This is a genomic window from Mycobacterium sp. (genome assembly GCF_049673265.1).
Lineage (GTDB): Bacteria > Actinomycetota > Actinomycetes > Mycobacteriales > Mycobacteriaceae > Mycobacterium.
The window spans coordinates 1-11,709 of sequence record NZ_JBATXN010000160.1 but is presented as its reverse complement, the minus strand read 5'-3'; the positions used below and the strand labels follow the sequence as shown (position 1 = coordinate 11,709).

Genomic DNA, 11,709 nt, shown 5'->3' with positions numbered 1-11,709 from the left:
GGGTGCCATCGTCGTCATGGTGGATCGTCAGCGGCGGCGCGATCGGGTTGCGCAGGCCGATCACCGCGTTGCTCCACACGACGGGCCGCCCGCCGACCGCGTAGCGCACCACCTGCGTTTCATCGCGCTGCTTGCCGCGCAGCGTGTCCGTCGCCGCTTGGATCGCGATCCGCGCGGCCTGGATGGCATCGTGGTCGGCCTCGGTACGAAGGGTGGCCTCGATGAGCTCGCGCACGCTGTCGGTCAGCGGACCATACAATCCAGCGAGCCGATCGTGCTCGTCGGCGCTCATCACCTCGTAGGGTATCTGCACTCGGGGCTGCCTCAATCACCGAATACCTTGTGCACGACGGCTTTTGCGCGTCGGGTCAGCCGCAGGTAGTGGTCCAGGAATGCGCCGCCGTCCCCGCTCTTTTCCCAGCCGGCGGCGACCGCGACGGTGTTGAGCTGACGTCCGGGTCCAGGCAACTGGTCGGTCGGCTTACCCCGAACCAGGACCAGCGCGTTGCGGGCCCTGGTCACCGTCAGCCAGGTCTGCCGCAGCAGCTCGGCGTCCTCGGCGGAGATCAGCTCGGCCGCGGCGATGGCATCCAGGCTCTCCAGCGTGGAGGTGTTGTGCAACGCCTCGATCGCGTGGGCATGCCGCAGCTGAAGCAGCTGCACGGTCCATTCGATATCGGCCAGACCGCCCCGGCCGAGCTTGGTGTGGGTCTTGGGATCGGCGCCACGCGGTAGCCGCTCGGAATCCACCCGGGCCTTGAGGCGCCGAATTTCCAGCACCGCCTCCGCGGACACCCCGCCTGCGGGATAACGCGTCTTGTCGGCCATCAACAGGAATCGCTGGCCCAGATCCGCGTCACCGGCGACCGCGTCGGCCCGTAGCAACGCCTGGACTTCCCAGGGCTCCGCCCATTGCTCGTAGTACGCCTCGTATGACGCCAGCGTGCGGACCAGTGGGCCGCTGCGGCCTTCGGGCCGCAGGTTGGCGTCGATCTCCAACGGCGGATCGGCGCTTGCGGTGCCCAACAGCGCCCGCACCTGCTCGGCCACCGACGCCGCCCAGCGCACCGCCTGCGAATCTTCGACCCCCGCGACAGCTTCGCAGACGAACAGCACGTCGGCGTCGGACCCGTAGCCCAACTCACGGCCGCCCAGTCGCCCCATTCCGATGACCGCGATGACACCCGGGGCTTCACCCGAAGAGGGCAGATTGGCGCGGATCACCGCGTCGAGGGCGGCCTGCAGCACCGCAACCCACACCGAGGTAAGTGCCACACAGACTTCGGTGACCGTGAGCATGCCCAGCAGATCGGCTGAGGCGATGCGGGCCAGCTCACGACGGCGCAGCGAGCGCGCGACGGCAATGGCCCGTACCGGATCGGTTTGCCGGGCCGCCGAGGCGACCAATGCACCGGCCACCGTCTCGGGGTCGACCTCAAGCAGTTTCGAGCCCGCCGGCCCGTCGCTGTAGTGCTGGATGATCTCCGGGGCGCGCATCAACAGGTCCGGCACGTACGCCGACGTGCCCAGCACATGCATGAGCCGCTTGGCGACCGCCGGCTTGTCCCGCAGTGTGGACAGATACCAACGCTGGTTGACCATCGCCTCGCTGATCCGGCGGTAGGCCAACAGCCCGCTATCCGGATCGGGGGTATCGGACAGCCAGTCCAGCAGCCTGGGCAGCAGCACCGATTGCACCCGACCGCGGCGACCGCTCTGGTTGATCAGCGCCGAGAGGTGGGTCATTGCACTTTGCGGAGCGTCGTAGCCGAGCGCGGCCAGCTGCCGTTCCGCCGCCTCTGGCGTCATGCCGTGCGAGAACTCCAGGCCTTCGGGCGCAAGCGATTCCAGCAGCGGTTGGTAGAACAGCTTGGCGTGTAGCCGGGAGACCCGCAGGCTGTGCCGCTTCAGCTCTTCGCGCAGCACACCCAGCGCGTCGAAGCGCCCGTCGGGTCGCATATGAGCGGCCCGCGCCAACCAGCGCAGCGCCTCGTCGTCGTCGAAGGCGGGCAACATATGCGTGCGTTTGAGTCGCTGTAACTGCAGCCGGTGTTCCAGCAGCCGAAGGAACTCGTAGGACGCGGTCAGGTTGGCGGTGTCGTCCCGGCCGACGTAGCCGCCGGTCCCCAGGGCTGCCAGCGCATCCATCGTCGATGCCACGTGCAGCGAATCGTCGGTGCGACCGTGCACCAGCTGCAGCAGCTGCACGGCGAACTCGACATCACGTAGCCCACCGCTGCCGAGTTTGATCTCGCGACTTCGGATGTCGGCGGGCACCAGTTGCTCCACCCGCCGCCGCATCGCCTGAACCTCGGGCACGAAATCTTCACGCTCACAAGCGGTCCAGACCATCGGCATCAACGCGGCGACGTACTGCTTGCCCAGTTCGGCGTCGCCGGCGGCGGGCCGGGCTTTCAACAGCGCCTGAAACTCCCAGGTCTTGGCCCAGCGCTGGTAGTAGGCGATATGCGAGTCGAGGGTGCGGACCAGCTCGCCTTGGCTGCCCTCCGGGCGCAGCCCGGCGTCCACCTGGAAGAAGGCCTCAGACGCCACCCGCATCATCTCGCCGGCGACGCGGGCAGCGACCGCGTCGGCATGCTCGCCGACGAAGATCACGTCGACGTCGCTGACGTAGTTCAATTCGCGCGCTCCGCATTTGCCCATCGCGATGACAGCCAGCCGGGGCGGTGTGGCGTCGCCGCAGACGCCTGCCTCGGCGAGGGTCAGCGCAGCCGCCAACGCGGCGTCGGCGATATCGCTCAGATGGGCACCGACGGAGGCGAAAGACAGCACCCGTTCGTTCTCGACGGTTGGCGCCAGATCCAGGGCGGCCAGCACCATCACCCGGTTGCGGTAGAGGATGCGCAGCCGCAACGGCACCGAGCTCAGGCCGTCTGAGGTGTCCGCGACGCACTCGGTGAAGGCGGCTCGCAGCTGCTCGGTGGACGGCAGCTTCACATCGCCCTGCAGCAGATGCCACGCCTGGGGATTGGCGATCAGGTGATCACCCAACGCCAGCGAAGACCCGAGCAGCGCGAACAGCCGACCACGCAGGCCGCGGTCGGTCAGCAGTGCCGCATTGAGTTCGTCCCAGTCGTCGCCGAGCGCTTCGGCAAGCCGGATGATCGCGCACAGCGCGGCATCGGCGTCCGGTGCGCGCGACAGCGACCACAGCAGGTCGACATGCGCTTCGGTGTTCCAGCCCAACTTCGCCAGGTTGGCAGCCGCGCGCGGATCGACTAACCCGAGCCGGCCGACGCTGGGTACTTTCGACCGCTCCGTAACGGGTTGAACCACGACCACGACGGTAGCGCAGATTGCCTAGGACTTGACGAAGCGATCGCGCCAGCCGGGGGCGCGAAGAACTACAAGGAAATGTAAGTCTTCAGCTCGTAGGGCGTGACATTTCTGCGGTAGTTGCCCCACTCCTGACGCTTGTTGCGCAAGAAGAAGTCAAACACGTGCTCCCCCAAGGCTTCTGCGACCAGCTCGGAACTCTCCATCGCGCGAAGTGCTTCGTCGAGACTAGACGGTAGCTCGCGGTAGCCCATCGCGCGGCGCTCCTCGGGCGTGAGGTCCCAGACATTGTCCTCGGCTTGCGGACCCAGCACGTAGCCCTTTTCGACGCCGCGCAGCCCGGCAGCCAGCAGCACGGCGAACGCCAGGTACGGGTTGCAGGCCGAGTCGGGGCTGCGCACCTCGATACGCCGGGAGGAGGTTTTGCTCGGGCTGTACATCGGAATGCGCACCAATGCCGACCGGTTGGCCGCCCCCCACGACGCGGCGGTAGGTGCCTCCCCGCCGAGCACCAGCCGCTTGTAGGAGTTGACCCATTGGTTGGTAACCGCACTGATCTCGCTTGCGTGCTCGAGAATCCCGGCGATGAACGACTTGGCGACATCGGACAGTTGCAGCGGATCGTCAGGGCTATGAAACGCGTTGACCTCGCCCTCGAACAGGCTCATATGGGTGTGCATGGCCGAGCCGGGGTATTGCCCAAATGGCTTGGGCATGAACGTCGCTCGCATCCGCTCTTCCAGCGCGACCTCTTTGATGACGTAGCGGAACGTCATGACGTTGTCGGCCATCGATAGCGCATCGGCGAAGCGCAGATCGATCTCCTGCTGTCCGGGTGCGCCTTCGTGGTGGCTGAACTCCACCGAGATCCCCATGAACTCCAGCGCGTCGATCGCATAGCGACGGAAGTTGGAGGCGGTGTGCACCGCCTGGTCGAAATAGCCGGCGTTGTCGGCCGGAATGGGCGTCGAGCCATCCTCGGGGCCCGGCTCGAGCAGGAAGAACTCGATTTCCGGATGCACATAGCAGGAGAAGCCGAGGTCGCTGGTTTTGCTGAGCTGGCGACGCAGGACGTGGCGCGGGTCGGCCCACGACGGTGAGCCGTCCGGCATGGTGATGTCGCAGAACATCCGCGCCGAGTGGTGGTGGCCGGAAGCGGTGGTCCATGGCAGCACCTGGAAGGTGGACGGGTCGGGGTGGGCGACGGTGTCGGATTCCGAGACGCGGGCAAAGCCCTCGATGGAAGACCCGTCGAAGCCGATACCTTCTTCGAAAGCGCCTTCGAGTTCGGCGGGCGCGATCGCGACCGACTTGAGGGTGCCGAGCACATCGGTGAACCACAACCGGACGAAGCGGATGTCCCTCTCCTCCAGCGTGCGGAGCACGAATTCCTTTTGTCGGTCCATACCTGGAACAATATGCAAAGCCAGTTAACTCCGTGTTACTACCGCGCCGAACACCGCAAGTTTCCCGGCGATACCCCGTCGACCAGGTAGCTGACCACCGCCCCGTCGACGCATTGGTCGCCGTTGAATACCACCGTATGTTGGGTGCCCTCGTAGGTGATCAGGGCGGCGCCGAGCTCGCGGGCCAGGTTGACGCCGGCCTGATACGGGGTGGCCGGGTCGTGGGTGGTGGAGACGACGACGACCTTGCCCGGCGCGACGGGCGCTGCCGGCGCGGGTGACGACGTCGCGGGCACCGGCCAGAGCGCGCACAAATCGCGCGGCGCGTACCCGGTGAACTGCCCGTAGGACAGGAACGGCGCGACCTCACGGATGCGGCGATCGGCATCGACCCAGGGCGCGGGATCGGTCGGCGCGGGCGCATCGACGCAGCGGACCGCGTTGAACGCGTCCTGCGAGTTGTCGTAGTGGCCGTTGTCGTCGCGGTCGTAGTACTCGTCGGCCAGCATCAGGAGGTCGCCGGGATCGGTGCCGCGCTGCAGACCGAGCAGACCGCTGGTGAGAAATTTCCAGAACTGCGGGGTGTAGAGCGCGTTGATGGTGCCCGTGGCCGCGTCGGCGTAACTCAGCCCGCGTGGATCCGAGGTGTGGGCGGGCTTGTTCACCAGCGGATCGATGAGTTGGTGAAAGCGGTTGCCCCATTGGTTGGGGTCGGTGCCCAGCGGGCAGTCCGACGAGCGAGCGCAATCCGCCGCGTAATCGTTGAACGCGGTCTGAAACCCGGCCTGCTGGTTGATGTTCTCGTCGATTGGGCCGACGGCGGGGTCGATCGCACCGTCCAGCACCATCGCCCGCACATGATCGCCGAACCGCTCGACGTATGCGGTTCCCAATTCTGTGCCGTAGCTAAAGCCGAGATAGTTGATTTGGTCGTCGCCCAGCGCCTGGCGCACCGTGTCCATGTCACGTGCGACCGACGCTGTCCCGAGGTTCTCCAAGAATGCTGAGCCGTTGCGGTTGAGGCAGCGCTGCGCGAGCTGTCGATAGACATCTTCGATGTGCGCGACGCCCGGTGGGCTGTAGTCGACCATCGGTTCGCGGCGGTATGCGTCGAACTCCGCGTCGGTCTGGCAGCGCAGCGGCGGCGTGGAGTGGCCGACACCGCGGGGATCGAATCCGACCAAATCGAAGCGGCGGCTGATTTCGGAGCCCGCCAGCTGCGCTCCCATCCCGGCGACCATGTCGACCGCCGACGCTCCGGGGCCACCCGGGTTGACCAGCAGTGCGCCGATCCGCGGACCGGTCGCCGGAATTCGGATGACGGCGAGCTGAGCTTGGCCGGCGCCGGGATTGGCGTAGTCGATGGGGACCGGAACGGTCGTGCACTGCGCAGTGGGAACGTCGTCCGGGTGTTTGAGAAACCGCCCGCAGTTACCCCAGGTCAGAGTCGCACTTGCCGTCGGCGCGATCGGGATGGTCGCAACGGCCGCCGCTGTCGCCAGCACCAAAGAAAGCAGCGCAGAGAACAAACGTCTCATGCGCCACATGGCTGCCAATCGTCCCACGCCTCGGCCACGGGTAGTGATCCCAAAGGTCACACCTTGGTCTCGTTATCTCCTGCGCGGTCTTAGCATTTCGCCCCCTCCGGCGGCAGAGTGCCGTTGAGGAGGTAGGCCGTCGCGTAGTCGTCGACACAGCTGTCGCCTTGGAACACCACCGTGTGCTGGGTGCCGTCGTAAGTAAGCAAACCGCCGTGCAGCTGGTTGGCCAGATCGACACCGGCTTGATACGGCGTTGCCGGATCACGGGTGGTCGACACCACCAGCGTCGGCGCCAGGCCGGGAGCCGAAATGGTGTGCGGCTTACTGGTCGGCGGAACCGGCCAGAACGCGCACGTGCCCAACGGGGCGTTGCCAGTGAATTTTCCGTAGCTCATGAACGGTGCAACCTGGCGCGAGCGGCGGTCTTCGTCGATGACCTTGGCTCGATCCTTGACCGGCAGATCGTCGACGCAGTCGATCGCCACCCTGGCGTCGGTGGCGTCGGTGTAGTGACCGTGCTTGTCGCGGCGCATGTACAGATCGGCCAGTTCGAGCAGAGTGTCGCCGCGATGGTGGGCCAGCTCGGTCAATCCCTCGGTCAAGTGATGCCAGAAGGTCGGTGAATACAACGCCATGATCGTGCCCACGATCGCGTCGCTGTAGCTCAGACCGCGGGAATCTTTGGTGCGTGCCGGCCTGCCGACCATGAGATTGTTCTTGTCGACAAGCGGGTCGACCAAACTGTGGTAGACGTCAACGGCTTTGGCCGGGTCGGTGCCCAGCGGACACGACGGAGACTTGGCGCAATCTTTGGCGAAGTCGTTGAACGCGTCCTGAAAACCCTTGGCCTGTCGCAGATCTGCTTCGACGGAGTCGGTATTCGGGTCCACGGCACCGTCGAGGATCATCGCCCGGACATTCTTCGGGTATGCCTCGGCGTAGGCGGCGCCCATTCGGGTTCCATATGAGTAACCCAAGAACGTGAGTTTGCTGTCGCCCAGCGCTTCGCGGATGGTGTCCAAATCACGAGCGACGTCGACGGTTCCAACGTGCGCCAGAAAATTCTTGCCCATCTTGTGGATGCAACGGCCGACGAACTCTTTTGTCTCGGCCTCGATATGCGCTATGCCCGCCGGGCTGTAGTCGACTTGGGGCTCGGTGCGCAGCCGGTCATTGTCGGCGTCGGAGTTGCACCAGATCGCCGGTCGCGACGCCGCGACCCCCCGCGGATCGAATCCGACCAGGTCGAACCGTTCGCGAATCCGAGGTGGAAGCGACTGCAGAAGGCCCAGTGCGGCCTCGACGCCCGACTCGCCCGGTCCACCGGGGTTGACGACCAGCGACCCGATCTTCTTTCTCGTCGCCGGAAACTTGATCAGCGCCAACGTCGTGGCGTCACCGTCGAGGTGGCGGTAGTCGATGGGCACCGCCAGCTTGCCGCACTGCCCGTTACCGGGGATCTTGATGATCGAGGTCCCGCCGCCGCCTGCGACACGACACGGCCCCCACTCGACAGGCTGCCCGATTCTCGGCCCGGCCAGCCGTGCGCGCCCCGCCACGACGTGGGTGCAGCTCGCGACTGTCGCCACCACCACCGCCAGCACGGTCCAGATCAGCATCGTGCGCGCGACCTTGTCGCGGCGAGGGATACCCATGCCCAACATGCTGCCATGCGCTGACGAGTGGTCGTGGTTGCCGCACGGGCGGCCGGGCGCCCTAATGGGTCGCGAGCAGCAGTTCTTCCATCCCGACGGCGAAGTCGTCGGCCAGTTCCCACAAGTCCGGCACCAGCTCGGGGCAGGCGATCAGGCCGACGTCGAGTTTGCCGTTGAGCGACATCACGGTGATGTTCAGCCCCGAACCGTGGAAGATCGGCCCCAGCGGATACATCGCTTTGACCTCGTTGCCCAGCAGATACAGCGGCATCTGCGGACCCGGCACGTTGGAAATCACGAGGTTGTGCACTGGCCGACTCTTGGTCAGCGTGGTGCGAGCGTAAGCACGCATCGCCAAACCGAACACCGCCGGCGCGGCAAACTGCGACCAGTCCTGCAAAAGTGTGGCGCTGATGGCCGAACTATGTTGCTTGGCAACAGAATTCGCTTCAGCGATGGACTTGAGCCGTTCAGCGGGGTCAGCGATCTGGGTTTCCAGCCGGGAGAACATTCCCGAAACCTGGTTGCGCCCAGGGCGATCAGACCGGCCGTGTACAGATACCGGCACCATCGCCACCAACGACGAATCCGGCAGCTCGCCGCGGTCGAGCAAAAATTGCCGCAGCACGCCGGATACCAGCGCCATCACCACGTCGTTGACCTTGACGTTGAAATGACTCTTGACGGTTTTAATGTCCTCGAGATCCAGCTGTGCGTAGGCGACGTTGCGGTGTGCGGTGATACTGGCATTGAACGTGGTCCGAGGCGCAGCGAACGGGGCAGCCATGCTCAGGCCGCTTCGTGCCCGTAACACCGTCTCGAACACCGACGACACGGTTTTCGGCAGCACACCGGCCAGCTGCAGCGGCCGGGATGCGAACTTCGCCAGCCCGCTGACCGCGATTTGGATTTGGTTGGCGTCACCAGCTCCCTCCACCGGTTCGGGTGCGGGCGCGTCGGGTTCGGTGCTGCACAGCTGCGACATCAGGTTTGCGCCGGTGACGCCGTCCACGCAGGCGTGATGGACTTTGGTCATCACCGCAAGACGTCCGCCTTGCTGGGCATCGGTGCCGGCGACACCTTCGATGACCCACATCTCCCACAATGGTCGACTGCGGTCCAGCGGCAAACTGGCGATATGACCGCAGATCTCGGCCAATTCGATTCGCCCGCCCGGTGGCGGCAGCCCGATGCGGTGCAGGTGCCGGCTCACGTCGAAGTTGTTGTCGTCCGCCCAAACCGGATGATCCAGATTCAGCGGGCTATCGACGAGCTTCTCCCGAAACGACGGCATTGCCTTGATTCGGACCGCCAACTCGTCGCGCAGCCGGTCGAAGGTATAGCCGCCCGGCATCGTCGACGTATCGACTTCGAGAATCGAACAGACATGCAGCGGCTGCGATTGTGTCTCCAAATACAAGAAACTGGCATCGAGTCCGCTTAGCCGTTGCATTCGCCGATGGTATGTCGGGACCGCACGGCGGTCGACGGAATCGTCGGATGGATACCGGTGTGAGGAAGTCCACTGGGCCAGGTGTGTGCATTTACCCGGCCAGAGGTGGCAGACTGGTCAAGTCAGACGAACCCGGGGACCCTGCTGGGCCACGAGGATCGACCCGACCACACTAGGGACAATGATGTCTGAGCACGCTGTTTATGGGGCTCACCCCACTACTGCGCCGCGGACGAAGGTCCGCGTTCATCACCTGCAGAAGATGAAGGCCGAGGGCCACAAGTGGGCCATGCTGACGGCCTACGACTACTCCACTGCCCGAGTCTTCGACGATGCCGGTATACCGGTTTTGCTGGTTGGCGACTCGGCCGCCAACGTCGTTTACGGCTACGACACCACAGTGCCGATCTCAATTGACGAGCTGATTCCGCTGGTGCGCGGCGTGGTGCGGGGCGCGCCGCACGCTCTGGTGGTGGCAGACATGCCATTCGGAAGTTACGAAGCCGGACCGGCTGCGGCGCTCAGCGCCGCGACCCGGTTCATGAAGGAAGCCGGCGCACATGCGGTCAAGCTGGAAGGCGGCGAGCGCGTCGCTGAGCAGATCGCCATGCTGACCGCCGCCGGTATCCCGGTGATGGCCCACATCGGCTTCACCCCGCAAAGCGTCAACACCCTCGGCGGTTTTCGGGTGCAGGGCCGCGGCGACGCCGCCGAACAAACCATCGCCGACGCGATCGCCGTAGCCGAGGCCGGTGCGTTTTCCGTAGTGATGGAGATGGTCCCGGCCGAGTTGGCCACCCAGATCACCGGCAAGTTGACCATCCCGACCGTTGGAATCGGGGCAGGGCCGAATTGCGATGCCCAGGTGTTGGTTTGGCAAGACATGGCCGGGCTGACTAGCGGCAAGACGGCCCGGTTCGTCAAGCGGTTCGGTGACATCGGAAGCGAATTGCGCCGCGCGGCAACCCAATACGCCGACGAAGTCGCGTCGGGGACCTTTCCTGCCGACGAGCACAGCTTCTAAACACCACCGGTGTCTGAGAGCGCCCCGACCGCGTCGCGTTACCTGGAGGTCGAGCGCAAGTTTGACGTCGGCGAGTCCACCAGCTCACCATCGTTCGCCGGTATAGCCGACATTCTGAGGGTGGAGCGGCTGGCGACGCAGACCCTTGATGCTGTCTACTTCGACACGCCCGCGGGTGATTTGGCATCCAGACGAATCACGTTGCGCCGTCGCACCGGCGGTGAGGATGCCGGTTGGCATCTGAAGCTGCCGGCGGGACCCGATGCCCGCACCGAGGTGCGCGCACCGCTGGATAGCACGGACGGCAGCGACGAAGAATGCCACGAAGATGTGCCGACGGAGTTGGTAGACGTCGTGCTGGCAATTGTCCGGGACCGCCCGCTCAGCCCGGTCGCACGAATAACCACCACGCGGGAGGTCTACCACCTCCACGGCACCGACGATGCGGTGGTTGCTGAATTCTGCGACGACCAGGTCACCGCCTCGCGGACAGCCAGCCCCGAAGCTACCCAAGTCGAGCAGCGATGGCGGGAGTGGGAGCTCGAACTCACCCAGCCCGAAGCGAATACCGAGCTGTTGGACAAGCTGAGCGACCGGCTGCTCGGCGCCGGCGCAAGGCCGGCGGGGCACGGTTCCAAACTGGCGCGGGTGCTCGGCACGACACCGAAGGGCCTACCTGCGACCGACTCGATACACCGGGCGGTGGCAGAGCAGCTCGACGAGCTGCTGGTGTGGGATCGTGCCGTGCGCGCGGAGGCCGACGACGCCGTGCATCAAATGCGGGTGACCACTCGAAGGATGCGCAGCCTGTTACAGGCGTCGCCGGATTCGTTTGCGCTCCCTGATGACACGTCGATCCTCGACGAGCTGCGCGAGCTGGCCAATACCTTGGGGGAAGCACGAGACGCCGAAGTGTTGGCCGAACGCTACCGCAACGCCTTAGACGGATTGCCGCCTGAGTTGGTCCGCGGCCCCGTCGCGGAACGATTGGTCGATGGCGCCGAATACCGCTATCGGACCGGGCTGCGGCATTCGTTGGCCGCGTTGCGTTCACCGCGATATTTCCGTCTGCTCGACGCCCTGGAAGCGGTGATCGCGACAGCCCCGCCGACCGAAAAGGAGCCTGCCTCAGTACTGGTCGCCGCTGCCGGTAAGAAGGTTCGCAAGGCCACCAAGGCCGCACGACGGGCCGGTGACCAAGACCGCGACGATGCGATACATCGAATCCGCAAGCGCGCCAAGCGGCTTCGCTACACCGCAGCTGCGACGGGCGTGGCGAAGGTGTCGCAGCGGGCGAAAGAAATACAGTCTCTGCTCGGCGATCACCAGGACA

Annotated in this window: 7 protein-coding genes and 1 pseudogene; 2 read left to right on the top strand and 6 right to left on the bottom strand. The window is 65.4% G+C overall.

What is annotated here, in order from left to right; translation table 11 throughout:
- From WBF82_RS05660 to WBF82_RS05635, 6 genes and pseudogenes are all read right to left on the bottom strand, one after another.
- Positions 1 to 292: pseudogene (locus WBF82_RS05660) on the bottom strand (PaaI family thioesterase); the annotation flags it as partial.
- A gap of 32 nt (positions 293 to 324) precedes the next feature.
- On the bottom strand, positions 325 to 3,303 hold the full coding sequence (locus WBF82_RS05655) for a bifunctional [glutamine synthetase] adenylyltransferase/[glutamine synthetase]-adenylyl-L-tyrosine phosphorylase (RefSeq protein ID WP_424382100.1): 2,979 nt from the start codon (positions 3,301 to 3,303) through the stop codon (positions 325 to 327).
- A 62-nt stretch (positions 3,304 to 3,365) separates the two neighbouring features.
- Positions 3,366 to 4,703 (bottom strand): type I glutamate--ammonia ligase, encoded by a 1,338-nt coding sequence (gene glnA, locus WBF82_RS05650; protein WP_424382099.1) that lies wholly within the window; start codon positions 4,701 to 4,703, stop codon positions 3,366 to 3,368.
- 38 nt (positions 4,704 to 4,741) lie between these two features.
- Positions 4,742 to 6,250, bottom strand: a complete 1,509-nt coding sequence (locus WBF82_RS05645) for an alpha/beta hydrolase (RefSeq protein ID WP_424382098.1) — start codon at positions 6,248 to 6,250, stop codon at positions 4,742 to 4,744.
- 80 nt (positions 6,251 to 6,330) lie between these two features.
- Positions 6,331 to 7,899 carry an alpha/beta hydrolase gene (locus WBF82_RS05640; RefSeq protein WP_424382097.1) on the bottom strand — a complete coding sequence of 523 codons (1,569 nt, stop codon included), beginning with the start codon at positions 7,897 to 7,899 and terminating at the stop codon, positions 6,331 to 6,333.
- 61 nt (positions 7,900 to 7,960) lie between these two features.
- Positions 7,961 to 9,352 (bottom strand): WS/DGAT/MGAT family O-acyltransferase, encoded by a 1,392-nt coding sequence (locus WBF82_RS05635; protein WP_424382096.1) that lies wholly within the window; start codon positions 9,350 to 9,352, stop codon positions 7,961 to 7,963.
- Positions 9,353 to 9,536: 184 nt separating this feature from the next.
- Between WBF82_RS05635 and panB the strand changes: the two genes are divergently transcribed.
- Positions 9,537 to 10,376: a 3-methyl-2-oxobutanoate hydroxymethyltransferase gene (panB, locus tag WBF82_RS05630; RefSeq protein WP_424382101.1), complete on the top strand. Its 840-nt coding sequence runs from the start codon at positions 9,537 to 9,539 to the stop codon at positions 10,374 to 10,376.
- Positions 10,377 to 10,385: 9 nt separating this feature from the next.
- The coding region (locus WBF82_RS05625) for a CHAD domain-containing protein (RefSeq protein ID WP_424382095.1) at positions 10,386 to 11,709 on the top strand (1,324 nt) is incomplete at its 3' end.

Excerpts from the sequence above, each read along its gene's own strand:
- glnA (WP_424382099.1), bottom strand. The coding sequence starts at position 4,703 with ATGGACCGACAAAAGGAATTCGTGCTCCGCACGCTGGAGGAGAGGGAC.
- WBF82_RS05645 (WP_424382098.1), bottom strand. The coding sequence starts at position 6,250 with ATGTGGCGCATGAGACGTTTGTTCTCTGCGCTGCTTTCTTTGGTGCTG.
- WBF82_RS05640 (WP_424382097.1), bottom strand. The coding sequence starts at position 7,899 with ATGGGTATCCCTCGCCGCGACAAGGTCGCGCGCACGATGCTGATCTGG.
- WBF82_RS05635 (WP_424382096.1), bottom strand. The coding sequence starts at position 9,352 with ATGCAACGGCTAAGCGGACTCGATGCCAGTTTCTTGTATTTGGAGACA.
- panB (WP_424382101.1), top strand. The coding sequence starts at position 9,537 with ATGTCTGAGCACGCTGTTTATGGGGCTCACCCCACTACTGCGCCGCGG.